This window comes from Mycobacteroides abscessus ATCC 19977 (genome assembly GCF_000069185.1).
In the GTDB taxonomy this organism is placed as follows: domain Bacteria; phylum Actinomycetota; class Actinomycetes; order Mycobacteriales; family Mycobacteriaceae; genus Mycobacterium; species Mycobacterium abscessus.
In genome coordinates this window covers 1,550,320-1,576,261 of sequence record NC_010397.1, presented here as the reverse complement: position 1 = coordinate 1,576,261, position 25,942 = coordinate 1,550,320, and the positions used below count along the sequence as shown (strand labels likewise).

Annotated in this window: 22 protein-coding genes and 1 tRNA gene; 14 read left to right on the top strand and 9 right to left on the bottom strand. The window is 64.1% G+C overall.

The window, feature by feature from the left end:
- Nucleotides 1-7 precede the first annotated feature (7 nt).
- The gene (locus tag MAB_RS08000; RefSeq protein ID WP_005093098.1) at nucleotides 8-622 is read right to left on the bottom strand and encodes a TetR/AcrR family transcriptional regulator; all 615 of its coding nucleotides are present in this window, start codon (nucleotides 620-622) and stop codon (nucleotides 8-10) included.
- Nucleotides 623-695: 73 nt separating this feature from the next.
- On the opposite strand from MAB_RS08000, the gene MAB_RS07995 reads away from it, so the two are divergent.
- Entirely contained in the window at nucleotides 696-1,598 is a 903-nt protein-coding gene (locus MAB_RS07995) for a hypothetical protein (RefSeq protein ID WP_005093097.1), read from the top strand.
- A gap of 6 nt (nucleotides 1,599-1,604) precedes the next feature.
- On the opposite strand, the gene MAB_RS07990 is transcribed toward MAB_RS07995, so the two are convergent.
- Nucleotides 1,605-2,243: a hypothetical protein gene (locus MAB_RS07990; RefSeq protein WP_005093096.1), complete on the bottom strand. Its 639-nt coding sequence runs from the start codon at nucleotides 2,241-2,243 to the stop codon at nucleotides 1,605-1,607.
- 60 nt (nucleotides 2,244-2,303) lie between these two features.
- Between MAB_RS07990 and MAB_RS07985 the strand changes: the two genes are divergently transcribed.
- From MAB_RS07985 to cysC, 6 genes are all read left to right on the top strand, one after another.
- On the top strand, nucleotides 2,304-4,667 hold the full coding sequence (locus MAB_RS07985; RefSeq protein WP_012296438.1) for a Tex family protein: 2,364 nt from the start codon (nucleotides 2,304-2,306) through the stop codon (nucleotides 4,665-4,667).
- 77 nt (nucleotides 4,668-4,744) lie between these two features.
- Nucleotides 4,745-5,944, top strand: a complete 1,200-nt coding sequence (locus MAB_RS07980; protein ID WP_005084806.1) for an AAA family ATPase — start codon at nucleotides 4,745-4,747, stop codon at nucleotides 5,942-5,944.
- A gap of 88 nt (nucleotides 5,945-6,032) precedes the next feature.
- A complete protein-coding gene (locus MAB_RS07975) occupies nucleotides 6,033-7,394 on the top strand; it encodes a sulfatase family protein (RefSeq protein ID WP_005093094.1) in 1,362 nt (453 codons plus the stop codon).
- A gap of 76 nt (nucleotides 7,395-7,470) precedes the next feature.
- Complete coding sequence (stf0, locus tag MAB_RS07970; RefSeq protein WP_005093093.1) at nucleotides 7,471-8,274, top strand: trehalose 2-sulfotransferase; 804 nt, start codon at nucleotides 7,471-7,473, stop codon at nucleotides 8,272-8,274.
- Nucleotides 8,271-9,188: a sulfate adenylyltransferase subunit CysD gene (gene cysD, locus MAB_RS07965; RefSeq protein WP_005060060.1), complete on the top strand. Its 918-nt coding sequence runs from the start codon at nucleotides 8,271-8,273 to the stop codon at nucleotides 9,186-9,188. Before stf0 ends, cysD begins: the two co-directional genes overlap by 4 nt.
- Nucleotides 9,188-11,065: an adenylyl-sulfate kinase gene (gene cysC, locus MAB_RS07960; protein ID WP_005084798.1), complete on the top strand. Its 1,878-nt coding sequence runs from the start codon at nucleotides 9,188-9,190 to the stop codon at nucleotides 11,063-11,065. The genes cysD and cysC overlap by 1 nt, the downstream gene beginning before the upstream one ends.
- Nucleotides 11,066-11,087: 22 nt before the next feature.
- Here cysC and MAB_RS07955 read toward each other — a convergent pair whose 3' ends face one another.
- A complete protein-coding gene (locus MAB_RS07955; protein WP_005093092.1) occupies nucleotides 11,088-11,429 on the bottom strand; it encodes a DUF732 domain-containing protein in 342 nt (113 codons plus the stop codon).
- Between the two features lie 157 nt (nucleotides 11,430-11,586).
- On the opposite strand from MAB_RS07955, the gene MAB_RS07950 reads away from it, so the two are divergent.
- The gene (locus MAB_RS07950; protein WP_005093091.1) at nucleotides 11,587-13,422 is read left to right on the top strand and encodes an APC family permease; all 1,836 of its coding nucleotides are present in this window, start codon (nucleotides 11,587-11,589) and stop codon (nucleotides 13,420-13,422) included.
- Between the two features lie 4 nt (nucleotides 13,423-13,426).
- On the opposite strand, the gene MAB_RS07945 is transcribed toward MAB_RS07950, so the two are convergent.
- Both MAB_RS07945 and MAB_RS07940 read right to left on the bottom strand, forming a co-directional pair.
- Entirely contained in the window at nucleotides 13,427-14,365 is a 939-nt protein-coding gene (locus MAB_RS07945) for an alpha/beta hydrolase family protein (RefSeq protein WP_005084793.1), read from the bottom strand.
- Nucleotides 14,366-14,519: 154 nt separating this feature from the next.
- Complete coding sequence (locus MAB_RS07940; protein ID WP_005084792.1) at nucleotides 14,520-15,887, bottom strand: C4-dicarboxylate transporter DctA; 1,368 nt, start codon at nucleotides 15,885-15,887, stop codon at nucleotides 14,520-14,522.
- Nucleotides 15,888-16,022: 135 nt separating this feature from the next.
- Here MAB_RS07940 and MAB_RS07935 point away from each other — a divergent pair, with 135 nt between their 5' ends.
- Nucleotides 16,023-16,766 (top strand): MmpS family transport accessory protein, encoded by a 744-nt coding sequence (locus MAB_RS07935; protein WP_005093089.1) that lies wholly within the window; start codon nucleotides 16,023-16,025, stop codon nucleotides 16,764-16,766.
- Here the strand turns inward: MAB_RS07935 and MAB_RS07930 are convergent.
- Nucleotides 16,763-18,082 carry an MFS transporter gene (locus tag MAB_RS07930; protein ID WP_005084788.1) on the bottom strand — a complete coding sequence of 440 codons (1,320 nt, stop codon included), beginning with the start codon at nucleotides 18,080-18,082 and terminating at the stop codon, nucleotides 16,763-16,765. The two genes, MAB_RS07935 and MAB_RS07930, sit on opposite strands and share 4 nt — an antisense overlap.
- A 110-nt stretch (nucleotides 18,083-18,192) precedes the next feature.
- Here MAB_RS07930 and cmrA point away from each other — a divergent pair, with 110 nt between their 5' ends.
- Nucleotides 18,193-18,996 (top strand): mycolate reductase, encoded by an 804-nt coding sequence (gene cmrA, locus MAB_RS07925; protein WP_005084785.1) that lies wholly within the window; start codon nucleotides 18,193-18,195, stop codon nucleotides 18,994-18,996.
- Here the strand turns inward: cmrA and MAB_RS07920 are convergent.
- Nucleotides 18,975-19,652: a TetR/AcrR family transcriptional regulator gene (locus tag MAB_RS07920; protein ID WP_005093088.1), complete on the bottom strand. Its 678-nt coding sequence runs from the start codon at nucleotides 19,650-19,652 to the stop codon at nucleotides 18,975-18,977. The genes cmrA and MAB_RS07920 overlap by 22 nt on opposite strands.
- 126 nt (nucleotides 19,653-19,778) lie before the next feature.
- Here MAB_RS07920 and MAB_RS07915 point away from each other — a divergent pair, with 126 nt between their 5' ends.
- Nucleotides 19,779-20,729, top strand: a complete 951-nt coding sequence (locus MAB_RS07915; RefSeq protein ID WP_005084781.1) for an AurF N-oxygenase family protein — start codon at nucleotides 19,779-19,781, stop codon at nucleotides 20,727-20,729.
- A gap of 38 nt (nucleotides 20,730-20,767) precedes the next feature.
- On the opposite strand, the gene MAB_RS07910 is transcribed toward MAB_RS07915, so the two are convergent.
- The gene (locus tag MAB_RS07910) at nucleotides 20,768-22,294 is read right to left on the bottom strand and encodes a helicase HerA-like domain-containing protein (protein ID WP_005110154.1); all 1,527 of its coding nucleotides are present in this window, start codon (nucleotides 22,292-22,294) and stop codon (nucleotides 20,768-20,770) included.
- 127 nt (nucleotides 22,295-22,421) lie between these two features.
- Between MAB_RS07910 and orn the strand changes: the two genes are divergently transcribed.
- The 3 genes from orn (at nucleotide 22,422) to MAB_RS07895 (ending at nucleotide 24,581) form a co-directional block, all read left to right on the top strand.
- Nucleotides 22,422-23,048, top strand: a complete 627-nt coding sequence (gene orn / locus MAB_RS07905; RefSeq protein ID WP_005096508.1) for an oligoribonuclease — start codon at nucleotides 22,422-22,424, stop codon at nucleotides 23,046-23,048.
- Nucleotides 23,049-23,095: 47 nt separating this feature from the next.
- Nucleotides 23,096-23,171 (top strand) — tRNA-His (locus MAB_RS07900).
- A 522-nt stretch (nucleotides 23,172-23,693) separates the two neighbouring features.
- On the top strand, nucleotides 23,694-24,581 hold the full coding sequence (locus MAB_RS07895) for a DivIVA domain-containing protein (protein WP_005093086.1): 888 nt from the start codon (nucleotides 23,694-23,696) through the stop codon (nucleotides 24,579-24,581).
- Nucleotides 24,582-24,650: 69 nt separating this feature from the next.
- Here the strand turns inward: MAB_RS07895 and MAB_RS07890 are convergent, their stop codons facing one another.
- A complete protein-coding gene (locus MAB_RS07890; RefSeq protein WP_005084773.1) occupies nucleotides 24,651-25,871 on the bottom strand; it encodes a L,D-transpeptidase in 1,221 nt (406 codons plus the stop codon).
- Nucleotides 25,872-25,942 lie beyond the last annotated feature (71 nt).

Sequence of the window (25,942 nt, the reverse complement as noted above, 5' to 3'; positions counted from 1 at the left end):
GTACGGATTAGACCTTCACCGCATCCCACGCGGCCTGCCCGAGAACCGGCGCTGCAGCGAGCATGTCGAAGTCGGCCGATCTCGCCAGCCAGAGGCGGGCGTACTCCACGCACGGCCCCATCCACAGTGCCTGGCACAACCTGGGCGGTAGAGGTTTGATGCGCCGTTTCTCGACGTGCGGTTGCAGCCACGCGCTGGCTTGTGAGTAGAAGTCCTCGTGCAGTGCGGTGATCGTCGAGCGCGATTCCTCGATCACTTCGAACTCGCGGCAATGGAACAGGAAACGCGCCCGCATTTCATTGGCCGCTACCCACTGCAGATGGAAGCTCACCGCACCCACCACCCCATCGTGCGGGCCTGAACTTGACTGCAGTACCGCAAGATACGCGTTGTAGTAGTCGCGAAGCGTTTCCAGGTATAGCTCGGCCGCGACGCCTTCCTTGCTCCCGAAGAAGTGGTAGATGCTGCCTACGCTGGCGCCGGATTCCCGGTGTAGCGCCTCGACCGTGGCGCCGGCCACACCGCTCTTCAGGAAGGACGTGAGCGCTGCGTCGAGGATCGCGCGACGACGGGCGACACCGGCGTTCGAGGCAGGGGGCACCCCCGAAGAGTACTGAATCATCCCTTGACTAGAGAATTGTTCTAGAATAATTTTCCAATCGAGGGCGGATTCAGACCCGAAAGGACGGCGCAGAATGAGTACCAGCACCGACAACCGCACGAACAGCCAAGCGCGGCAGGCCAATCCCATCGACATAGCCCTCGGCGTCGCCTGCGTGGTGTGGGTTGTCATGACGCTGTGGTCGGGAATCTCCACGGGCGGCGCTGGCCTGCCCGTCGTCGCCCAGACCATCACCTCGCTGGCACTGGTGGTCGCGGTATTCGGGCACATGCTCAAACACCTGGGCGTGAAGCTGGCTTTGGCCTATTTCGTCATCGCATCCGTCGTGGAATGGGCGTTCGAACAGGCCAACATCAGCTACGGCGGATTCATCTGGGGAGATCTGCGCTATGGCGACATACCGATGATGGGCCCTCATATCGGTAACGTCCCCCTGCTCGTTCCCGTCGGGATGGTCGCATTGTTATGGCCGATCTACGTGATCATCAACGTGATTCTCGACGGCAAGATCGTGGTAGATCCGCGCGCCCTGCGACCGTGGCAGGTTGTCTGGCATTGCGCGCTGTACGGCATGCTCCATGCCTGGATCGCGTTCTTGGCCAACGGTTTTTGCACCAAGTTCGGCATCTATGAATGGGTTGGCAAGTCCAAAGCGTTGGCCCCAGAGGATTCGTTCTTCGGTGACCCAGCTCTGCCCATTGGGTGGGCGATGTGGGGCTTTCTAATCACCGTCATCATCTCGTTCGTGCTGCTGCCGTTGCTGGGCAAGGACGCACTCGCGCTCTCGGAGCAGCGTCCGCTCGGCTGGGTCGATGCCGCGCCCATCGTCGTCATCGGGGCCTACGCATTCGGCCTGTTCCTCAACCCGGTCAACCAGTCCGTCGGCAGCGTCATCCTTTTCATGTTTGGCTTCATCTCGCTACTTGCCCTGTATCGCTTCTCGGCAGCCCTGCTGAAGCCGAAACCGGCCGGCTGATCACACTCATCCGCAGTCGTACTGCATACCGATACCGTGCGGCGGAGTCGCCCGTTGAGCGCACCCGTACACCTCAAGCTCCTCGCTCATCCGGATGGCCGAGCGATGTGGGTAGTTGACGCAATACAGACCCATCCGGTCCGATCTGCATTGGTAGTCACCGAATTTCAGACGCTTGCCATACTCAAGCGGAAGGCCAACCCCTTGGATGAACGGCCCGGGGTCACCGTGAAGGCTGCCGACGGTGACCGTGGCGCCGTCGAAGCTCACCCAGCCTCCGATCCACTGGCCGGGCAAACCCGGCGGCCGGGGCTGCGCATTGCGAAGACCCGGCAGGCAAGACAACGGGTCCTGATACTTCACCTGGGTGATGCAGCCGCCGACGACTCGAGGACCGAGCTCGCGGGGCGCACGGAACGCCACGTCACCTTCGGCTAGCCGGCCCGGCGTGCCACCTTGATCGATCGTCCGATATTTTTCGGCGTCGACGGGATCGCCCGCCTCGATCCAGCGGGTAACCGATTCCACCGAGGCCTGCGGGCCCGGCGCGGCCTGCGACGTGGTGGTGCTGGTGGACGTCGACGTGCGCGGCGCCTGCTCGCGCTGTGCTCCGCAACCCGCGACCAGGAAGATCAGAGCCAACATGCTCCAGACACGCACCCGGTGAGCCTAGCTTGTCCCCGATATTGGGTAGGGTCCCTCGGCGTGACTCAGAGCGTGACCGTGAAATCTGTAAACGCCCGCCTCGCTGCGGAACTGGCTGTGACCGAGGCCCAGGTCGCAGCCGCCGTGCGGCTGCTTGACGAGGGCGCGACGGTCCCGTTCATCGCGCGTTATCGCAAAGAAGTCACCGGCAGCCTGGACGACGGCCAGTTGCGTGAACTGGAAGAACGGCTGCGCTACCTGCGAGAACTCGACGAGCGCCGTGCCGCGGTGCTGTCCTCTATCGAGGAGCAGGGCAAGCTGACCGACGAACTGAAGGCCGCGCTGATCTCGGCCGACACCAAGGCGCGAGTCGAGGACATCTACCTGCCGTACAAACCCAAGCGGCGCACCAAGGCGCAGATCGCGCGCGAAGCCGGACTGGAACCGCTGGCCGACCGTCTGCTGGCCGACCCGAACCTGGTGCCCGATGTGGTGGCAGCCGAGTTCCTCACCGAGGGCGTCGCCGATGCCAACGCCGCCCTGGACGGTGCCCGCCACATTCTCATCGAACGGGCGGCCGAGGACGCCGAGCTGGTGGGCGCCACCCGCACCAAGTTCTGGGCGGAAGGTGCGTTGCGGACGGCCCCATGGTCCGAGGACGCGGCGAAAACCGAAGCGGCACAGAAATACCGCGACTACTTTGAGTTCTCCGAACCCTTGGAAACCATGCCCTCACACCGGGTACTTGCCGTCATGCGCGGTGAGAAGGAACAGGTTCTGTCCCTCAACTTCGACGGCGGCGATGACGCACCGTACGAGCACATGGTTGCGCAGTCACTTGGCGTAAACCTGACCGCCAACACCCCGGCGACGCCGTGGTTAGCCAGCACCGTCCGCGTCGCCTGGCGCGCCAAGCTCATGTTCTCCGCATCCGTCGACGCCCGGCTCAAGCTGCGCCAACGCGCCGAGGAAGACGCCGTCGGGGTGTTCGCGCGCAACCTCAAGGATCTGCTACTGGCCGCGCCCGCGGGCACCCGCGCCACCCTGGGCCTTGACCCCGGCTTCCGCACCGGAGTCAAGGTCGCGGTCGTGGACGGCACCGGCAAGGTGCTCGACACCTGCGCGATCTACCCCCATCAGCCGCAGAAGAAGTGGGATGAGGCCAAGGCCACCCTGGCGGCGTTCATCGCCCGCCACAATGTCGAGCTGATCGCCGTCGGCAACGGGACGGCATCACGCGAAACTGATGCACTGGCAGCAGAACTCATCGCCGATATCAAGGCCGCGGGCGCTAAGGCACCCACCAAGGCGATGGTCAGCGAGGCCGGCGCATCGGTCTACTCGGCCTCTGCCTACGCCGCACACGAGCTTCCCGACCTCGATGTGACCCTGCGAGGCGCGGTCTCGATCGCGCGGCGTCTGCAAGACCCGTTGGCCGAGCTGGTGAAGATCGAACCCAAGTCCATCGGTGTCGGTCAATACCAGCACGATGTCACCCCCGGCACCCTGGCGCGCAGCCTCAATGCCGTCGTCGAGGATGCCGTGAACGCGGTGGGTGTGGACCTGAACACGGCCTCGGTGCCACTGCTCGCACGCGTGTCCGGGGTGACCGAGTCCTTGGCCGAATCCATCGTCGCCCACCGCGAGAAGGTGGGGGCATTCCGTAGCCGCAAGGGACTACTTGAGGTGCCCCGGCTGGGCCCCAAGGCCTTTGAGCAATGCGCCGGATTCCTGCGTATTCGCGGTGGTGACGACCCGCTGGACGCGTCCGGAGTGCACCCCGAGTCGTACCCGGTGGTGCGCAAAATCCTGGACCGCTCGGGCGTGACCCTGGCCGAGCTGATCGGTAACGAACGGTCACTGCGCTCGCTCAAGCCCGCCGACTTCGCCGACGACCGGTTCGGAATACCCACCGTCACAGACATTCTCGGCGAGTTGGAGAAGCCGGGGCGCGACCCCCGTCCCGCATTCACCACGGCAACGTTCGCTGCCGGAGTCGAAAAGGTGTCGGACCTGAAGGCCGGCATGGTGCTGGAAGGGGTCGTGACAAATGTGGCCGCCTTCGGCGCGTTTGTTGACGTCGGTGTGCATCAGGACGGCCTCGTGCACGTGTCGGCGATGTCGGATCGGTATGTCTCCGACCCCCACGAGGTGGTCAAGTCCGGCCAGGTGGTGCGGGTCAAGGTCACCGAGGTCGACATTCCACGTCAGCGTATCGGCCTGACCCTGCGACTCAACGACGATCCGCAACAGGGCAAGCGTTCTGAGCGTTCCAGCGCTCCCCGTCGTGACGACAGGAACCGCGACGACCGGAATCAGGGGCGCCGAAACCAGAACCGCGACAAGAATTCCGGCCGACGGGAGGAGAGCCGCCCGACGGGTTCGATGGCGGACGCGCTGCGCAACGCAGGTTTCGGACGATAGTCGGGGACGCCAGCTCGGTCATGATCGAACACCGAACACACCTCTCACCTGTCGGTACCCCTGGCTAACCTGGCGGCGTGCTCACCACCGTCGCCATCCGCGGATACCGGTCACTGCGCGATATTGTGCTGCCGCTTGCGCAACTGACCGTTATCACCGGCGCCAACGGCACCGGCAAGTCGTCGCTGTACCGCGCCCTGCAGCTACTGGCCGATTGCGGCAGCGGCGAGATCATCGGCTCCCTGGCGCGGCAAGGCGGTCTGCAGTCGGCTATGTGGGCAGGACCAGAAAGCCTCAACCGCGCGCGACGCACGGGAGTCGTTCAGGGCACCAGGCGCACCCGCCCGGTGTCGATCGAACTGGGTTATGCGTCAACAGATTTTGGTTACCTGGTGGATCTCGGCCTGCCGACACCCAGCGAGTCGGCATTCGGACGCGACCCGGAGATCAAGGGTGAGGCTGTCTTCACCGGCCCCTCCCTTCGTCCCAGCGCGACCCTGGTCCGAAGAACTCGCCCGGTGGTGGAAGCTCGTTCGGAATCGGGCCGCGGATTCGAAGGGTTCAGTCGCTCACTGCCGACGTATCGCAGCGTGCTCTCCGAATTCGCCGGCAAGTTTCCGGAATTGGGCGCCGTCCGGGACACGCTACGCGGCTGGCGGTTTTACGACGGATTCCGGGTCGACGCACTGGCACCGGCACGTCAGCCGCAGATCGGCACGCGCACAACGGTGTTGTCCAACGACGGCAGCGATGTGGCGGCAGCTATTCAGACCATCGTCGAGACCGGTAATGACACCCTCGACAAGGTGGTCGCCGCGGCCTTCGATGGCGCCACGGTGGCAGTAGCAGTCACCGACGGCATGTTCAACCTTCACGTACAACAGCCCGGCATGCTGCGTCCACTGCGTGCGGCGGAACTCTCCGACGGCACCCTGCGCTTCTTGCTGTGGGCCGCCGCGCTGCTGAGTCCCGACCCGCCGCCGCTGATGGTGCTCAACGAGCCGGAGACCTCACTGCATCCCGACCTCATCGCCCCACTCGCGACGCTCATCCAGGCGGCCGCCGCCAAGACTCAGGTGGTGGTGATCACGCACGCAAGCGCTCTGATGAGTCACCTCGCCGCCCGCCCACTGCGCGAGATTCTCGCGGGCGAGGAAGACTACTTCGACGACGCGGGGCCCGCGGTGCGCCTTGAGCTCACCAAGGATTGGGGCGAGACACAGATCATCGGACTCGATCCGCTCAAGGCACCTTCCTGGCATTGGGGATCACGCTGAGGCGTAGTCGCTCGCCGTGAGCCGAAGGGTTGCCAGACAATGGGGGCACACTGTTGGCTGGAACGCCGAACCTCGGGAAGGGAGCACAGTGGCCGCAGCGTCACGGGACAATGTTCTGATCGTCCATTGGCACGACCTCGGTCGCTATCTGGGCGTCTACGGTCATCCCGACGTATCCAGCCCGCACCTGGACCGATTGGCCGCCGAGGGCATCCTGTTCACCCGTGCACATGCCACCGCGCCACTGTGCTCACCCTCGCGCGGTTCCCTTTTCACCGGGCGATACCCACAGAGCAATGGCCTAATCGGACTGGCTCATCACGGCTGGGAATACCGCGCCGGGGTGCGCACACTCCCCCATATTTTGTCCGGATCGGGCTGGCACACAGCGCTGTTCGGAATGCAGCATGAATCGGCGTATCCGGCGACGCTGGGATTCGACGAGTACGACGTGTCCAACTCCTATTGCGAATATGTGGTGGAACATGCGACCCGCTGGTTGCGTAATTCCCCGCAGTCACCGTTTCTGCTCACCGCCGGATTCTTCGAGACGCACCGTCCTTTTCCGCGGGAGCGCTATGCACCGTCCGACGCCAGCTCGGTGGACGTGCCCGACTACCTGCCCGACACCCCCGAGGTGCGCGATGACCTGGCCGAGTTCTACGGCTCGATTACAGTGGCCGACGCCAAAGTCGGTGAACTACTGGAGGTATTGACCGAGACGGGCCTGGACCAGAACACCTGGGTGATCTTCATGACCGACCACGGTCCGGCGTTGCCACGCGCCAAATCCACCCTGTATGACGCCGGTACCGGTATCGCCCTGATCGTGCGCCCGCCCCGCGGCCGCACGACCGAACCACTTCGCTATGAGGAGCTCTTCAGCGGGGTCGATCTGCTGCCCACCCTTTTGGAACTTCTCGGAGTCGAAATTCCCGAAGAAGTGCAAGGGGTTTCCCATGCCGGTAATATCCAGAAGCAATCGGGCGAACTCGAAGAAGTGCGCTCCGAGGTATTTACCACCAAAACTTATCACGATTCCTTTGATCCTATTCGAGCTATCAGGACAAAGAATTACAGCTATATAGAGAATTACGCGCCGCGCCCCGTGCTGGATCTGCCTTGGGACATTGCCGACAGTCCGCCCGGCCGTGCCGTCGCGACGCATATCACCGGCCCCAGGGCGCACCGCGAGCTCTACGATCTGCGGACCGACCCAGAAGAGGCGCATAACCTGCTGGGACTCGATGCCGACGAGGCATCCGAGGCCGTCGCCAACGATCTCGCGCTGCGCCTGAACGACTGGCGGGAGAAGACCCTCGACGTGATCCCCTCCGATTTTGCGGGCACGCGCATTTCCGAGCGATACACCGAGACATTCCTGCGCATCCATGGCAGACCTGGAGCTAACCGGTCGGCGATCGCCGACGAACGCGGTATCGAACAATAGTTTTGTTCGCGGTGATTGCAATTCATGGCGAACCCAATTAGTCGAATACAAAACAATTGCGGTTAGGCTACTGCGCATGCCCGACCATCCCACCGCATATCTGGTGCTCGCATCGCAGCGCAGTGGTAGCACCCTGCTGGTCGAATCCCTGCGTGCGACCGGCGTGGCCGGTGAACCGCAGGAGTTCTTCCAGTACCTACCCACCACAAGCATGTCCCCGCAGCCACGGGAATGGTTCGCCGATGTACAGGACGAGTCGATCCTGCGGCTGCTGGATCCGCTGGATGAGGGCAAGCCCGACCTAGCACCGGCCACCATCTGGCGCGACTACATCCGCACCGTCGGACGCACCCCGAACGGCATCTGGGGCGGCAAGCTCATGTGGAACCAGACCCCGCTGCTGCTGAACCGGGCGCAAGGTCTCCCCGACCGCTCCGGCGAGGGCCTGCTCGCCGCGATACGCGACGTCATCGGCAGCGACCCGGTCCTGGTGCACGTATACCGACCGGACGTTGTGTCTCAAGCTGTCTCGTTTTGGCGCGCGGTCCAGACCCGAGTCTGGCGCGGCCGTCCCGACCCGGTGCGTGATGCCCGGGCCGAGTACCACGCCGGTGCCATCGCACACGTCATCACCATGCTGCAGGCGCAGGAGACGGGCTGGCGGCGCTGGTTCGCCGAGGAGAACATCGAGCCCATCGACATCTCGTATCCATATTTGTGGCGCAACTTGACCGAGGTGGTCGGCACCGTGCTGGAGGCGCTGGGACAAGACCCGCGCCTCGCACCGCCGCCGGTGCTGGAACGGCAGGCAGATCAGCGGTCCGACGACTGGGTGGACCGATACCGCGCCGATGCTGAAAAGGAGGGGCTGCCGCTATGACGACAATAGAAAATCCGTTGCAGGTCAACGAGCTTCGGCTGTTGGAGGCCGAGGCGGTGCACATCATCCGTGAAGTGGTCGCCGAGCTGCAGCGCCCCGTGCTGCTGTTCTCGGCAGGCAAGGACTCGATCGTGCTGCTGCGGTTGGCCGAGAAGGCCTTTCGGCCCGCACCGTTGCCCTTCCCGGTGCTACACGTCGACACCGGACATAACTTCCCCGAGGTGATCGAGTTCCGCGACCGGCGCACCACCGGACACGGGCACAAACTCATCGTCGCCTCGGTACAAGAGACCATCGACGCCGGACGGGTCGCCGACCCGGGCCCGGGGGCCTCGCGCAACCGACAGCAGACCCGTACCTTGCTGGACGCGTTGGAGGCGGGCGGCTTCGACGCGGCGTTCGGCGGCGCCCGGCGCGATGAAGAACGTGCCCGCGCCAAGGAACGCATCCTGAGCTTCCGCGACGAGTTCGGGCAGTGGGACCCGCGAGCTCAGCGGCCCGAACCGTGGTCGCTGTACAACGGGCGCATCCGCAAGGGCGAACAGGTCCGCGTGTTCCCGTTGAGCAATTGGACCGAGCTTGATATCTGGCGCTACATCCAGCTGGAAGATCTTGAACTGCCGTCGATCTACTACGCGCATCAACGCGAGGTGTTCGAGCGGGACGGCATTCTGCTGGCCACCTCCGAGTACGCCACTCCCACGGGCGACGAGAAGGCCGCCACCGAATGGGTGCGCTACCGCACTGTCGGCGATATGACCATCACCGGCGCCGTCCGTTCCCAGGCCACCGAGATCGAAGGGGTGATCGCGGAAATCTCCGTGGCCACCGTCTCCGAGCGCGGCGAGACCCGCGCCGACGACCGCACATCCGTGGCGGCCATGGAAGACCGGAAACGAGAGGGCTACTTCTGATGAGCACCCCAACCGCGGTGGACACCCGCCAACTGCTGCGTATCGCCACCGCCGGCTCGGTGGACGACGGCAAGAGCACGCTCATCGGACGGCTGCTGCACGACACCGACAGTCTGCCGGTGGACCATCTGGAAGCCGTGACCGACGATGAGGGCGTGGCCGATCTGGCTGCGCTTTCCGATGGCCTGCGTGCCGAACGCGAACAGGGCATCACCATCGACGTGGCCTACCGCTTCTTCTCCACAGAGAGTCGCAGCTACATCCTGGCCGACACTCCCGGTCACGAGCGCTACACCCGCAACATGTTCACCGGTGCCTCCAACGCGCATGTGGCGATCCTGCTGGTCGACGCGCGGGCCGGCGTGCTGCGGCAGACCCGCCGCCATGCCCGCATCGCAAAGCTGTTGGGCATCAAGCACTTCGTGGCTGCGGTCAACAAGATCGACCTGGTCGACTTCGACGCACAACGGTTCACGGAAGTCGATCGCGAGCTGCATCTGCTAGCCGACCGGCTCGGCAAGGTAGAGATCACGGTCATTCCGATCGCCGCCAAACATGGCGACAACGTGGTGCACCGCTCCGAGAACACTCCGTGGTACTCGGGGCCGACACTCCTCGAATACCTTGAAAACGTAGAGCTTTCACCCCCACAGCCAGAGGCAGCCAAGCTACGACTGCCCGTGCAGTGGGTCTCACGCCCCACCGCCGAACAACGTCGCCGATACACCGGCCGCCTGGCAGCGGGCACGCTCAGTGTCGGTGACTCGGTGGTCAATCTGCCCTCGGGCACTCGCTCGACGGTGACGGTGGTCGACACCCTGGACGAAAGTCGTGCCACTGGTGTGGCCCCCCTGTCGGTATCGATCGAATTGGCCGACGACATCGACGTGGGGCGCGGCGACGTGCTGGTGAGCGGTGCCGATGACGCGGTGCTGCCGGTCCTCGCCCGCGAGATCGACGCCACGGTCTGCTGGTTTACCAACGGACCACTACGCGCGGGCGATCGACTGGCACTCAAGCAGGGCACCCGGACGGTGCGGGCCACGGTTCAGGCTCTGCACACCCGCCTTGACCCGGAGACACTCGACGAGTTGGACGGGCCGGTCGAGTTGGCGCTCAACGACATCGGCGCGGTCACCCTGCGCACCAGTTCGGTGGTGGTAGCCGATTCCTATGCCGACAGCCGGGACAGCGGCGCGTTCATCCTGATCGACGAGGCGTCCAATGACACCGTCGGCGCCGGAACCATCACCGAGGCGCGCGAGGTCAAGCCCGAGACGCACTCACGCACCGATATCCGGTGGCACCCATCGGCGCTGGATCGTGAATACCGTTGGGACAGCACCGCTCAGCGCGGCGCCATCATCTGGTTCACCGGCCTGCCGGCATCCGGCAAATCGACGATCGCGGTGGCGGTGGAACGTGCGCTGGTGGAGTCGGGGCAGGTCGCATACCTGCTCGACGGCGATAATCTGCGCCACGGGTTATCCGATGACCTCGGGTTCTCTCCGGGCGACCGGGCCGAGAACATCCGTCGGGTGTCGCATCTGACGCGGCTGTTTGCCGATGCCGGCGTGGTGGCATTGGCATCGCTGGTGTCGCCCCTGCGCTCCGATCGCGAGACCGCACGCAGCATCAACGCCGCCGCGAAACTGCCGTTCATCGAGGTGTACATCGCTACGCCACTGGCCGAATGCGAGAAGCGAGACCCCAAGGGGCTGTACGCGCGGGCCCGCGCCGGCGAGCTGAAGGGTTTGACGGGCGTGGAAGCACCTTATGAAGCCCCGGAGAATCCTGAACTCGTCCTCGATACCACCGGGGCCGATATCGACGAGCTGGTTGCTCAGGTACTCGACGTTCTTAACCGCGCTCGCTGAGCGCGGTTAAGAACGAACCGGGTTACGTGCGGTTGGCCGCGCGCTCCAGCACGGGGCGCTGCTCCGGGCAGTACTCATCGATCGAAGCGGACAGGAACTGCCACTTCTGCTCGGTGCTGCTCTTCCGGTCCAGGTTCTTGGCCAGGAAATCTGTGGACTGGTAGGCGTCCTTGTCCAGGCCCGTGTCCAGCCGGTGGCACGTGATCTTGCCAAGGTAGGCAGTCTTGTCCGGCGGCGCGTAGATGCCGTAGGAGTGCAGTGTCTCGTTGAAGCTGACGTCGTCGGCGTATGCCGGGGAAGCCATGGCGATCGCCGCAGCACCCGCACCCATCGCGATCATCGCAGTAAGACTGAGTCCCTTCATGCCGCAGAGTCTACATCCGTTGACCTCATGGGACATAGGTTCGCCGATGTCATCGTGATTGACACCACTGCCATGCGCCCGTGTAGTGCCCGGCCGATCGCCTCAAGATTCCGTAAAGAACCACGAAAACGGCCATGTCCGTGCCTATTCTCCCCCGGTGGTTTCAGCCCCTCCCGCCAAGCCCAAACCGCAGCGTGTAGCCGACCCTCGGCTGCGCCGCGTCCTCAAGGACGACGCGCACAAACTGACCGCTGTCGGCGGGCTCGCCGCGCTGTCCCTCGACGCCCTGTCCTCCGTCGCCTACGGCCCGGAGGCCATCGTGCTGGCCCTCATCGCCGGTGGCGTCGGCGCCATCGCGTTCACCCTGCCGGTGGCCATCGCGATCACGGTGCTGCTGATCGTGCTGGTCTTCTCCTACCGCCAGGTGATCGCCGTGCACCCCGAGGGCGGGGGCTCGTATGCCGTCGCCAAGAAGGATCTCGGCCGGGGCGCCAGCCTGGTGGCCGCCGCCAGCCTGGTGGTCGACTATGTGTTGACCGTCGCGGTCAGCCTCGCCGCCGGGGCCGCGAGCCTGGCGAGCGCCTTTCCCGTCCTGGCGCCACACCTGTTGTCCATCACGTTGATCGGGCTGGCGATACTGACCGTGATCAACCTGATCGGCATCAGCGAGTCGGCCAAGGTGCTGATGCTGCCAACGCTGCTGTTCATCGCCTGCATCCTGGCGGTGATCGTGTTCGGCTTGATGCACTCCACGCCGGTCGCCGTCATCGGCAAGGAACTCGGTCCCGTCGAACCGGTGAGCGCGCTGGGAATCGTCCTGGTCCTCAAGGCCTTCGCGGCCGGCTGTTCCTCCCTGACGGGCGTCGAGGCGATCGCCAACGGCGTCCCAGCGTTCAAGAACCCCGCCATCACGCGAGCACAGAACACCGAAGTAGCCCTCGGAATCCTGTTGGGTGTCATGTTGATCGGGCTCAGCGTCCTGATCAAGGCCCATCATGTGGTCCCCCGCGGCGACGTGACCATTCTGGCGCAACTCTCGGCCGCGGCATTCGGCACCGGGCTGCCTTTCTATGTCACCAATGTGACCGTCGCACTGATCCTCGGCTTCGCCGCCAACACCAGCTTCGGCGGATTGCCGGTGTTGATGAGTCTGTTGGCCAAGGACGACCGGATGCCGCACCTGTTCGGGTTGCGCGCCGAGAAACCGGTCTACCGCTACGGCGTTGTCGCGCTTTCCTTGTTCTCCGCGATCATCCTCATCGCCAGCGATGCCGACACCCATCGGCTGCTGCCGCTCTTCGCGATCGGTGTGTTCATCGGATTCACGATCAGCCAAACCGGGTTGGTCAAGCATTGGTTCGGCGCACGCACCGCCGGCTGGCACTGGAAGGCCGCGCTCAACGGGTTCGGCGCGACACTGTCGGCGATCGCGATGGTGGTGTTCTTTGTCAGTAAATTCACGGAGGGCGCCTGGGTCCTTCTCATCGTCATCCCGCTGCTGGTGCTGTTGTTCGGACGTACCGAGAACTACTACCGGAGCGTCAGAAGCGAACTGGCCCTTGACGAATTGCCTACGCTCACCCCCAACCCGCCCGACCAGACACCGTTGGTGATCGTACCCATCGACGACATCAACAAGCGCACTGTTCAACTCCTGGAGGCGGCGCTTCACCTTGGCGGCGAGGTAGTGCCGGTCACCATCAGCCGCACGGACCAGAGGGCCGCGGCGATTACCAAACGCTGGGCGCAATGGAACCCGGGTCTTGAGCTGATCGTGCTACCCACCAAGCATCGTTCGCTGGTCACTCCGCTCGTCGAGTACGTCAAGAAGCGTCAGTGCGACGGCCGCCAGGTGACAGTACTCATCACCGAGATCAAGACCAAACGCCGCTGGCACCAGATCCTGCACAACCAGACCGGAATTGTATTGACCGCCAACCTCATCGACCGCACCGACGCCATCGTCGCAAACTACCCATATCGCATGAACTGACACATCAAGCGGCCATGGCGACCGGTCCGGTGAGAGCGTTCAGCTGGCCGATCGCATGCCAAACGGGTATCGGACCATCCTCCCAGAGAGGCTGGTCGTGATAATGGCCGTGCGCGCCGGTGACCAGGAACTCGTTGACCGCGGCAACGGTGTTGGCGGTCTTGCGCCCGATACTGACGTAGAGTCCGGGATGGGTTACACGCCACCACCAGCTTTCGGGGTGAAGATCCAACCGCCGCAACAGCTCTCCGGAAGAGACCGTCTCCGCCAGCCTGCCCGCCAGCTCCCACGGATTATGCAACTGCAGATCGGTCAGCACGTCGTATCCGAAACGCAAGAAGCTCTCGGGGTTGGCATTGCCGTATATGTCCGACGGGAAGCAGTAGTCCCACCACGGCACGGGCGCGGTCAAACCGCCACCCGGTTCGTCATTTCCGATGCCCTCGAAGGCCAGCGTCGGCTGCCACGAAATCTCACGCCCGCTGGCTCGGCGGGGATTACCGAAAGTAACCATGGCATGCAGGTCGTTGACACGGGTAGCCAAGCGGCCGTTGATGAATTCCTGACTCAGGCGTGACGCGAGTTCGGCACCCTGACTGTATCCACCCAGAACCAGCGGGCCCGGAGTTCGATTCACCACGTCCACGGCGTAGTCCACGCCGGCGTCCACCGACTCTTGATAGGAAAGCCCTTCGAAATTCGGCGGTTTCCCGCCGCCCGGTATCGGGCCGAACGATCCGGTGTATCCGGGCGGCACAAGAATCTTGAAGCTCCAGCGGTTCCGATTCAAGCGGTTGGGAAAGCGCCAGTCGACCAACCACAGCCCTAGACCAAACGCGCGGTCCTCCGCCGGGTTCTCGCCCGCGGTGTCGGCCGCATCCGCTTCCCAGGTGCCCGGAGCCCAGATCAAAGTCGTTTTAGGGAGTGCATTCGGCGTGTTCATGGCACCCTCCTGCGGTGCTCGACAAACTTCTGCCCGGCTGTCGACGTCGTTCACCAATGCTCAAGTGGTGTAACGAATCTGCGCTCGGCGAACTCGTATCGGCTACCTCATTCCAGGATGCCACCGATCGGCGACATGCGCACGCTACCAGCGGTCAGCTGACCACCTTGTCCACAACCGCCTCGCCGGCATGGTCGTCGAGCATGGTTGTTTCGTCGAAGGGATCGGCCCCCGAGAGCACCGTCTTGACCCGATCGCGATCCATCGTCTTGGTCCAGGTCGCGATGAGCAGCGTGGCCACCGCGTTTCCAGAGAAGTTGGTCAACGCCCGCGCCTCGGACATGAACCGATCGATGCCGACGATCATGCCGACACCGTCGACCAGATCGGGCCGGTGGCTTTGCAACCCGGCTGCCAGCGTGGCCATTCCGGCGCCGGTCACACCGGCCGCGCCCTTGGACGCGATCATCATGAATGCCAGCAGGGAGATCTGCTCGCCCACCGATAGGGGCGCACCCATGGCGTCGGCTACGAACAACGAGGCCATCGTGAGGTAGATCGCAGTCCCGTCCAGGTTGAACGAATACCCGGTTGGGACAACAATTCCCACCGTGGACTTATCCACACCCAGATGGGCCATCTTCGCGATCAGCCGGGGCAGTGCCGATTCGGAGGACGACGTCGACACGATCAACAAGTACTCGCGCGCCAGGTAGCGCACCAGCCTGAATATCGACACTCGCGATACCGCCCACAGCAGCGTGCCCAGCACACCGAAAATGAAGATCGCGCAGGTCACATAGAAGCCAAGCATCAGCGTGCCCAGCTCCTTGACCGCGTCCCAGCCGGTCTGCCCCACCACATTCGCAATGGCCCCGAAGGCACCGATGGGAGCCAGCCACAGCACCATGATGAGGACCTTGAAGACCAGCTTCTGCAGCATCCCCACACCCCGGACGATCGATTCGCCGGTACCACCGAGAGCCTGTACCGCGAAGCCGACCAACAGCGCGATGAACAGCGTCTGCAGCACGCTGCCGGAGGTCAGCGCCGAGAACATGGTCTCCGGCACAATCGATTTGATGAAGTGCCAGGTGCCGCCGGCGGCGTGAGCCTGGTCCACGTACTTGGCTCCCGCACCCTGGTTGGAGCCCGAAAGGTGCAAACCGGTGCCGGGCGCCAATAGATTGCCGACAACGAGTCCGATCGCCAGTGCGACCGTCGACATCGCCAGGAAGTACACGAACGCCAATCCGCCCACTCGTCCCACACTTGCGGCCTTGCGTACCGATCCGATGCCCAGCACGATGGTGCAGAAGATCACCGGGCTGATCATCATCTTGATGAGACTGACGAATATCTCGCCGAGCACACCCACCGACCTGCCGAATCCCGGCCACAGCATGCCGACGGCCACACCGAGCGCCACCGCGACGACAACCGCGATATACAGCCAATGGGTGCGGTCCTTGTGTTTCTTCGGTGGTGTGCTCTCGGAAGTGGCTGGTTCGGTCGCTGTCATGGCCCCTATCGTGCCGCACCGTGACCGGGATCACAGCACAACCTCGCCATTCGCCCATGTCCGGCGACGTACCACCGAAAACACGGCCGACCGGCCTTCACCTGCATTGATAGCTTGACGGGTACCCTGGCGGCCATGGACAGCAACCGCCGCGACGATGCGGCCGCCCCGGGCGGCTCCACGTCATACGGTTCGTGGCCGCAGTCCAGCCAGCCGTTGGACTACCCGGAAGATCCGGCGTACGCGTCCCAGGCATTCGAGTATCCGGCGCTCTCCGGCACTGCCCAGCCGAACCAGACAGCCGTGCTACCGCAGCAGTATGGGCAGCAATACGGGTCGTACGGCCCTGCCCCAAAGGATCCCGAGCCGCCGCGCCGGTCAAACACCTTCTGGCTGTGGGTGGTAGGCATCGGCGCATTGGTGGTCATCATCGCGCTGATCATCACCCTGGTCCTACTGATCCAGCGTGAAGACCAACAACCCCCGACCGTCGTCTCCAGCCCGACCACACGAACCTCGACAACGACCGCGCCCAGCCAGCCAACCATACCCCCCATCCCAAGTTTCACCATTCCGCCGATCCCGGTGAATCCACCCACACAGGGCAGTCAAGCCGCGACGGAGAGCGTCGTCTACGAGGTGGGAGGCCGCGGCCCCGCCCTCAACGTCACCTACTTCGACGCCAGCGGTTCGCTGCAGATGGAATTCAACGTCAAACTTCCGTGGCGCAAGGAAGTCAAACTGAACACCGAACAGGTGACCAACGCCGTGGTGATCGCCGCCGATTTCTCGCACGACGTGTCCTGCACACTGCTCGTCAACGGTGCACAGAAGAGCGCCACCTCCGGCAAGATGGCGACCTGCAGCACGCTGGGCTAGCCTGCGCCGCTGACGATCTCATCACGGACGGGGTCATAGCGGGGAACCTTGACGAGTATCACCGCGACCATTCCCAGCCCGATCATCAGCACCGGTCCAGCGATTCCGGCCCTGGTGGCGTGAAACAGCAGCGCGAACGTGGCGAACAGCCACGGGCCCACAAAGGAAACCGCCCGACCGGTCATGGTGTACAGACCGAAGACGAACGCCTCCCGGCCCACCGGCGCCATCCGCAGCACCAGTGTTCGTGCGGCCGACTGCGGCGGACCGACGAATGCCGCGATGGCAAGCCCACAGATCCAGAACGCGGGCTGCCCTGTCAGAAACATCATCACGATGCCCAGCGAGACAATCACGGCCAGTGAACCAACGATGATCCCCTTGGAGCCCAACCGGGTATCGACCAATCCTCCGACGACCGCTCCGACTGCCGCCATCACATTCCCGGCCACCCCGAACAGCGTGATATCCGCCCCGGAAAGGTGGAACACGCCGTTGGCGATCACCGGGGTGAGTGCGAACATCGCGACCATCCCGTCGCGGAAGATCGCGCTCGCCACCAGGAAATAGATGATCCGCCGATCCATGTGCCACTGCTCGACCAGATCGCGCCACAGCTCCCGATACACCCCGAGCACACCGGGCGAGCTGGGCGGCGGCGCCGCCGGGTCGGGCACTGGCCGGGTGAGCACCAACGGCAAGGCGAACACCGCGAACCATGCCGCCGCCAGCAGGGCCGACACACGCACGTCGTATCCGTCTGCGGCGGGTACCTGAAAGAGGCCGCGAGTAGGGCCGTCCCCCGAGATGAAGCCCAGATAGCACAGCAGTAAGACCAGGACCCCGCCGATATAGGCGGCCGCCAGGCCCAGCCCCGAGACCCGGGAGGCATTGGCGGGTGTGGTCAGCCCGTGCAGCATCGCGTTGTAGGGCACCTGCGCCAGCTCGTTGAATACCGAACCCGCGCAATATAGTCCGAGGCCCAACCAGAGGTAGCGATTGTCCTCACGCACCATGCTCATCGCGGTGGCCACCGCCACCACCAGTGTCGTCAGGGTGCCCAGCGCGACGCGGCGCCGCTGCGGGGTGTCGGCCCACACACCGATAACCGGCGCAAGTAGGAAGACAAGAACACCGCCGAGACCCATCATCCAGCCCAACAGTCCCTGCGGCACGCCATCTGGCAGCCCCGCGCCAACCCGGCCGGTCAGGTACGGCGTGAAGATGAACATCACGATCACGGTGTTGAAGGCCGCAGAACCCCAGTCGAATGCCGCCCACGCAGCTATCCGGCCACGTGAGGTGGGGGTGTCCAATTGTCGACCGGGTCCTGGGTCTTGACGCCCCTTAGGCTCTTCGACCCCAGGCATGCTCATTACCGACAAGCGTAGCCTGGCGCCAAATCGGCAACCTTTACGATTGCTCCATGCCGATACCCGCACCAAGTCCCGATGCCCGCGCCGTCGTCACCGGAGCTTCTCAGGGGATCGGGGCGGCGCTCGCCGAAGAGCTCGCCGCCCGTGGCCACAATCTGATCATCACCGCACGCCGGGGTGAGATTCTCAACGACCTCGCCAACGCCCTTAGCGAGAAAACGGGCGTGATCGTGGAGGTGCGTGCGGTGGATTTGGCCGATCCGGGTGCGCGCGACGCACTGTGCACAGAGCTGTCCGAACGCAACATCTCGATCCTGTGCAACAACGCCGGGACAGCGACCTTCGGACCGATCCGCGGCCTCGATCCGGCCGGGGAGCGCAAGCAGGTGCAGCTCAATGCCGTTGCGGTGCACGACCTTACTTTGGCGGTCCTGCCCGGCATGCTGGCGCGCGGAGCCGGCGGCATCCTGATCTCGGGTTCTGCGGCGGGCAACTCCCCGATCCCCAACAACGCCACCTACGCGGCGACCAAGGCCTTTGCGAACACCTTCTCCGAGTCGCTGCGCGGCGAGCTCAAGGGCACCGGCGTGCACGTCACGTTGCTGGCGCCCGGCCCCGTGCGCACCGTCGAGCCGGACCCCGCGGAGGCCTCGATCGTGGACAAGGTGGTACCCGATTTCCTGTGGATCAACGGCGAATACACCGCACGCGTCTCCCTGAATGCGTTGGAACGCAACAAGATGCGCGTGGTCCCCGGCATCACATCCAAGGCTATGTCGGTAGCCGCCGGCTACGCCCCCCGCGCCGTTGTCGCTCCCATCGTGGGCAGCTTCTACAAGAAACTCGGCGACTGACCCTCGCCCCGCAAGTCCACCAACGCGGCGCGGGCCGTCCGGACCCGGTCTGCATCCAGAGCTCGATCGGGATCGACGATGACGCCCTTGGAGCGCAGAAAGACATCAACACACGCCCATAGCGTCTCGGCAAGTCGCCGGTCTGCCGACTCATCCGGCTCGCCGCTCTGGGCAACGTGCCATATCGCCGTCGTCGCCGCGGTGCCGATCAGCGCGGCAGCCAGCTGATCGGCACCGGATGGGTGCACATTGACCCGCTCCAGGAATGACGAGATCGCCCCGGCAAGTTCGGGGATGGCTCCGTCGGGCCGGAGGGCTGGAGCTGGCTTGCCGCGCACGCCCACCATCTGATGCTCGAACAGGAAACGGGTCGACTGCGGGAACCGTTGCACCAACGCGACAATGCCGGATGCGGCGCGCTGCGCCGACTTTCGTGGCGGCATATCCATGTCGACAGCGCCGGAGAGCCGGCGCCGGATCGCGGCCACCATGGCCTGCGCCACCGAGTCGAACAGATCATCGCGATCGTCAAAATGCCTGTACAACTTGGGTTTAGCGGAGTGCGCGGCACGGACGACATCCTCTACCGTCGCCGACGGCCCCTTTCGCTCGATCGAGACCACGGCCGCAGCAACAAACCTTCGACGCACCCGCACTTTGTGCCGTGCCCACCGTTCTCTCCGGGCATCACCACCATCTGCCATGCCATTGACGGTACTAGAAGTACCCGGTACTTTGCAGTACTGTCACGAAATGGCGCACTGAGTAGCAGGAGGCACGTCATGTCACAAACGCCCAGCGTCGAGGAAGATTCACCCATCGAGCGCACGGCTGTGCGGCTGCTGCGGTCCTCGGTCGATCGCTCCTACCACCCGGAGGTGGACGTCGACTGGGACGCCCCCGACGTACCCGGCCTGCGGTATGTGCCCGATAGGTACATCTCGTTGTACGGCACCAAGATCTTCGAGCGGATGACCGAGGAGGAAAAGATCCGGCTCGGACGCCTGGAGGCGTCGGCCCTGGCCAGCTGGGGGATCCTCGCCGAAAGCGCACTGATGCATCCCATGCTCAAACTCGCTTCGGTCAGCGATCCGCGAAGCGCCACAGCACAGTACGCCCTGACCGAGGTGGCCGACGAATGCCGGCATTCAGTGATGTTCGGTCGCCAAATCAACACCTTGAGCGACCGCAGCTACAACCCGCCCATGATCGCGCGGGCATTGGTTGGCATCACCGCGCTGGCGCCACTTTCGGCCACAATCTTCTCGATGATGCTGATGGTCGAGGAAATACTGGACCGGTTGCAGCGACAAACGATGAACGACGAGACTCTGCAACCCCGAACCCGGGCCATCGCCAAGATTCACGTGATCGAGGAGGCCCGACACATCAGCTACGCACGCGTCGCGCTCGCGCGCGCCGTAGAGAGAACGGGCCGCGGCCGGATGGCCTTGGAGCGCTTGATCGTTGCCGCCGGCGCCGCGGTAATCCCGTTGATCATGGTGCAACCGGCCGTGTACCGCGACGCCGGGCTTCCGCCCCTGCGGTCGGCGTGGACCGCACTGCGCAATCCGCACTATCACGCGAACCTGCGGTTCTTCGGCGAGCGGCTGGTCCGGGTCATGAACGAGAACGACATGCTTGAGGGCCGACTGGTGCAGCACCTCTGGCGGTGGTCCCGCATGCTGCCCGAAGACTTTGTGCCACAGTCGAAACGGACGGCAGACGCCTAGGTCTCAGCGGCGATCACGCAACGATCCGCCCGACAGAACTACTTTTTACCCATATTGCGGATGAGCTGCTTGCCCAGCGCGCTGAGAAAGCTCTGAAAGCTCCTGTTGCTGAGCAGCCGGCGCCACCAGCTGGGCTTCTCAGGTGCCGGCTTGCCGTTCTTCTTCGCGGGAGCCTGCCCGACAGGGGCGTCCTGCTGCGCCTGGGCAGCCTTCTCGGCGAGGACCTCGAAGGCCGATCGCGAATCGACAGTCTGACCGTACTTGGACTGCAAGGGGCTGGACGCGGCGGCGGCCTTGATGGCGTCGTCACCGATGGCGGCCATCAGCGAACGCGGCGCACGCATCCGGGTCCACGCCACCGGCGTCGGCGCGCCCCGCTCGGAGAGCACCGTGACGATCGCCTCGCCGATGCCCAGCGAGGTCAGCGCCGTGTCCATGTCGTACACATCCGTCTTGGGATAGGTCTTGACGGTCTTGGCAAGGGCCTTCTGGTCCTCGGGCGTGAAGGCACGCAGCGCGTGCTGAACGCGCGCGCCCAGCTGCGAGAGCACGTTGTTGGGCACGTCGGTGGGCAGCTGGGTGCAGAAGAACACGCCGACGCCCTTGGACCGGATGAGCTTGACGGTCTGCTCCACCTGCTCCAGGAACGCCTTCGACGCGTCGGCGAACAGCAGATGCGCCTCGTCGAAGATGAACACGAGCTTGGGCTTGTCAACGTCGCCGATCTCGGGCAGCTTCGTGAACAGGTTGGCCAGAATCCACATCAGGAATGTGGAGAACAGAACCGGCCGCGCGGCCTGCGCCCCCAGCTCGACCAGGGTGATGACGCCCTTGTCTCCAGACGTCCGCATCAGATCGTTCGGATCGATTTCGGGTTCGCCGAAGAACGTGTCGCCGTCGTCGGCCTCCAGATTGATCAGCGCGCGCAGGATCACGCCCGCCGTCGCCGCCGACACACCACCGAGGTTCTTCAGGTCCGCCTTGCCCTCATCGCTGGTCAGGTACGTGATGACCGCGCGCAGATCTTTCAGGTCCTGCAGTGGCAGCTGCTGTTGGTCTGCCCAGTGGAAGATCAACCCCAGCGTGGATTCCTGGGTGGCATTGAGCCCCAGCACCTTTGACAGCAAGATCGGACCGAAGCTGCGGATGGTCGCGCGGACCGGCACACCGATCCCGTTGGTGCCCAGTGACACGAACTCGGTCGGGAAGCCCGTCGGCACCCAGTCGTCGCCGGTGTCCTTGGCACGAGCCGCCGTCTTGTCGCCGGCCTCGCCGGGCTGGGAGATGCCGGATAGGTCGCCCTTGACGTCGGCCATGACCACAGGCACTCCCGCGGCACTGAGCTGCTCGGCGATCACCTGAAGGGTCTTGGTCTTGCCGGTACCGGTCGCGCCGGCGATGAGGCCGTGCCGGTTGAGGGTCGCCAATGGAATGCGGATACGCGCCGCCGGATCGACAGTGCCGTCCACCACGACCGAACCCAGTTCAAGTGCTTGGCCAGTGGTGGCGTATCCGGCGGCGATCTGCTGTGCGGGCGTGGCTCCCGCGGTGGTCTGCTCGGCCATGGCCACGACCCTAATGCCCCGGACGGTCTCCGTCATCGCCGACGGTGGGGTCGGCGATGGATTGCTCGCGAAATTCCGCGCTGACGTCACACTCGCGGATCGCACGTACCGCTACTGTGGTCAGACTGTGAGTGCTCCACGCGATGAACTGGTCTGGATCGACTGCGAGATGACGGGGCTCGACCTCGGCTCCGACAAACTGATCGAGATCGCCGCCCTTGTCACCGACGGTGACCTCAACATCCTCGGCGAGGGTGTTGACGTCGTCATTCACGCCGATGACGCCGCCCTGGCCGCGATGCCGCCGGTGGTCGCCGATATGCACGCCAAATCGGGGCTCACCAAGGAGGTCCGCACGTCGGTCGTCACCCTGCAAGAAGCAGAGGCGATGGTGCTCGACTACATCCGTCAGCACGTGGCGTCGGCCAAGACCGCTCCCCTGGCAGGTAACTCCATCGCCACCGACCGGGGCTTCATCGCACGTGACATGCCGGAACTCGACGCCTTCCTGCACTACCGGATGATCGACGTCAGCTCCATCAAGGAACTGTGCCGCCGCTGGTATCCGCGGATCTACTTCGGCCAACCCGACAAGGGCCTGGCGCATCGTGCGCTCGCCGACATCAAGGAGTCGATTCGCGAGCTGCGCTACTACCGCCGCGCGGCCTTCGTCCCCGATCCTGGGCCCTCTACCAGTGACCTTGTCGCAATCGTGGCCGACCTGGACAACGCGCCGGATACCGATTCGGCCTAAGGCGCCCTCACCGGTTAAGATCTTTCACGCCGCTCTGCGCGGCAATGGTGGCTGTAGTTCAGTTGGTAGAGCACCAGGTTGTGATCCTGGCTGTCGCGGGTTCGAGTCCCGTCAGCCACCCCACCAAGAACATCGCCCCACCCGCAAGTATCGGGTGGGGCGATGTTCGTTTCCCGGGCTCACCTGTTGTTGGAACGGCAGGTACCACCGTTTCCGCTCTTCCCACCGAACCGATACCCCGTACCGCGACGGGGTAGATCGCACCATCGCTATGTGAACTGGCGCTATCAAGATGAAGTACAGGAAACGACTCCTGCGGCGTGTACGTCACCCGATCACACCTGCGGCAAACCGCAGGCCTGTCACCGCCCCCTCTCGCAGTGATGCCTGCCGAAATATTCAGCAAACCCAGCCAGCGGAGCGGAACAAACATCGGGAATCGGAAGTCGACATGCTGACATCGACCCACGGGGGCAGAAGCTTGCGAAATAGATGCGGTGACCAGGTGCGTAAGGCGCGGGACATCTGGGAACACCGTGCGCCACTATTTACCAATACTTCTGTACGGTGACCGGCAACGCGTGCCATACTCTTCGCGGGCTAACACTCGTCCACTGCTTCCATACCTGTTTCCAAGGGGTACAAGTGACCACGACCACCCTCAACGAGTCCACCCGGAATTTCACGCGGACGCGCAATGGATATGACCCCATTGAGGTCAACGAGTACATCAGCCGGCTGACCATCATGCATCAGTCGGGGCTGAACGATGTGGAGACGCTCAAGAGCCGGCTGGAGGACGCCACCAAGCAGATCAGCTCACTCAAGGACGAGGTCACCACCCTCAGCGACACCTCCCCCTCCGCCCACGCCATGACCGACCGGATGGCGAAGATGCTTCGCATCGCGGTCGACGAGGTCGCCGAGATGCAGAACGAGGCGCGCACCGAGTCCGCCGCGCTGATCGCCTCCGCCAAGGCCGATGCCGAGGCCATGCGCACCAAGCACAAGGAACTGCTCGCCGACATGGCGGCCCGGCAGAGCGCGCTGGAAACCGAGTACACCGAGGTGATGGCACGCGCCCGCGAGGAAGCCAATCAGATTGTCGCCCAAGCAGTCAGCGAGTCCGAGCGATTGCGTGCCGCCGAGGCCAAGCGGCGTGAGAAAGCTGAAACGGAATTGGACGAGGAGTTGACCAAACTGCGCACCGACACGCAGAGCGCCGTCGACGAACAGCGCCGCAGCATCCAGGGCGAATGCGAGAAACGCCTTGCCGACGCCAAAGATGAGGCGGATCGTCGCCTGCGCCTGGCCGACGAGCAGATCGAGCGACGCCTGGATCAGGCCCGCCGATCGGTGGAAGAGATTGGTCAGCAGCGCATCTCGATCCTGGAGCAGCTAATGGGCGTGCACGGGAGGCTGGAGAGCATCCCGTCGGCCCTGGAATCGGCCTACCGCGATCGCGACAACTCCAAGTCGATCGTCATGGTGCCGTCCAAGCGGGTCCTCGACCAGAAGGTCATCGAGGGGTAGGCCCCACAGATGGAGAAGCCCCCGCGCACGTGAAAGTGCCGGGGGCTTCTTCGCTGTCTGTGTGCCGCTTTATTGCTGGCGGGCGTTTCCCGCCTTCCACTGCGCCCAAGGGATGTTCCAGTCGCCCAAACCCTCGGTACCCGGAAGCACCGGACCCACTGTGTTGGAGACGATCACCACATCGCCGCGTTTAGTGTTCTCGTAGAACCATTTTGCGTTGGCCGTGCTGACGTTCAAGCAGCCGTGGCTGGTGTTGGTGCGCCCTTGCGCGCCTACGGACCACGGTGCCGCGTGCACGTAAATACCGCTGTACGACATCTGGGTGGCGTACTGCACCTTGGTGCGGTAGCCGTCGGGCGAGTTGACCGCGACACCGTAGGTCGACGAATCCATGATCAGATCCTTGAACCGCTCACCGATGATGTAGGTGCCGTTGTTGGTGGGCGCCTTGTCCTTACCCATCGAGGTGGGCATGGTCTTGATGATCTCGCCGTTGCGCTCGATGTTGAGGATCTTGTTGGTGTCGTCCACGCGGCTGATCACCGCGTCGCCGATGGTGAAGTGGGACGCCACATTGTCCTGGCCGAAGACACCGTCGCCCAGGTTCACGCCATAGGTATTGACCTTGACGTCCACGGATGTACCGGAGTCCCAGAACGACTCGGGGCGCCAGCGCACCTCTCGGTTGTTCAGCCAGTAGAACGCGCCCTCCACCGGCGGGTTGGTGGTGATCTTGATGGCCTTCTCGGCCGCCGCACGGTTCGGAATGTTTTCATCGAACCGAATGGCTACCGTTTGACCGACGCCGACAACCTCGCCATCACCGGGCATCACGTACGGCATCGTCATGTTGTCGGGCGACTGGGTTCGGAATGTCGCATTGGCCCGCGCCACACCGCCTAGACCACGGGCATCGGCATTGATCGTGTACTGCTTGTCGTAACCGAGCGGTTCGGTGGTGGTCCAGGTGACGCCATCGGGACCGATCTCGCCGGCGATCTCTTTGCCATCGGAATTCACCATGGTGACGCTGCCGAGCACACCTTCGCCTGCCGTCACCGTCACCGGCGCGTCAACCGCCACACCTACGGCTCCATCCTTAACCGACATCGCCAGCTTGGGTACCAGCAGATCGGCGTAAGGCGTTGCCTTATCAATGACTTTCGGGGGTTCCTGCGTGGTGGCACCGGCGCATCCAGCCAGCACAGCCATTGCCACAACGGGCAGAGCAAGCGTGGCAACCCACCGCCGACGCGCGCCAGCGTGCAGGCGTGGACGACCCTGGGTCATGCTTTGCTCCCTTTGAATTTTGATGCACGAAATCAGCCACGATTGTACGGGTTCGCGATGACGCACGACGA

Bases quoted from the DNA above. Each gene is read 5' to 3' on its own strand.
- MAB_RS07940 (WP_005084792.1), bottom strand. From the start codon at position 15,887: ATGACAGCGACCGAACCAGCCACTTCCGAGAGCACACCACCGAAGAAA.
- MAB_RS08000 (WP_005093098.1), bottom strand. From the start codon at position 622: ATGATTCAGTACTCTTCGGGGGTGCCCCCTGCCTCGAACGCCGGTGTC.
- stf0 (WP_005093093.1), top strand. From the start codon at position 7,471: ATGCCCGACCATCCCACCGCATATCTGGTGCTCGCATCGCAGCGCAGT.
- MAB_RS07890 (WP_005084773.1), bottom strand. From the start codon at position 25,871: ATGACCCAGGGTCGTCCACGCCTGCACGCTGGCGCGCGTCGGCGGTGG.
- MAB_RS07945 (WP_005084793.1), bottom strand. From the start codon at position 14,365: ATGAACACGCCGAATGCACTCCCTAAAACGACTTTGATCTGGGCTCCG.
- cysD (WP_005060060.1), top strand. From the start codon at position 8,271: ATGACGACAATAGAAAATCCGTTGCAGGTCAACGAGCTTCGGCTGTTG.
- MAB_RS07955 (WP_005093092.1), bottom strand. From the start codon at position 11,429: ATGAAGGGACTCAGTCTTACTGCGATGATCGCGATGGGTGCGGGTGCT.
- cmrA (WP_005084785.1), top strand. From the start codon at position 18,193: ATGCCGATACCCGCACCAAGTCCCGATGCCCGCGCCGTCGTCACCGGA.
- MAB_RS07995 (WP_005093097.1), top strand. From the start codon at position 696: ATGAGTACCAGCACCGACAACCGCACGAACAGCCAAGCGCGGCAGGCC.
- MAB_RS07915 (WP_005084781.1), top strand. From the start codon at position 19,779: ATGTCACAAACGCCCAGCGTCGAGGAAGATTCACCCATCGAGCGCACG.
- MAB_RS07935 (WP_005093089.1), top strand. From the start codon at position 16,023: ATGGACAGCAACCGCCGCGACGATGCGGCCGCCCCGGGCGGCTCCACG.
- MAB_RS07910 (WP_005110154.1), bottom strand. From the start codon at position 22,294: ATGGCCGAGCAGACCACCGCGGGAGCCACGCCCGCACAGCAGATCGCC.
- cysC (WP_005084798.1), top strand. From the start codon at position 9,188: ATGAGCACCCCAACCGCGGTGGACACCCGCCAACTGCTGCGTATCGCC.
- MAB_RS07990 (WP_005093096.1), bottom strand. From the start codon at position 2,243: ATGTTGGCTCTGATCTTCCTGGTCGCGGGTTGCGGAGCACAGCGCGAG.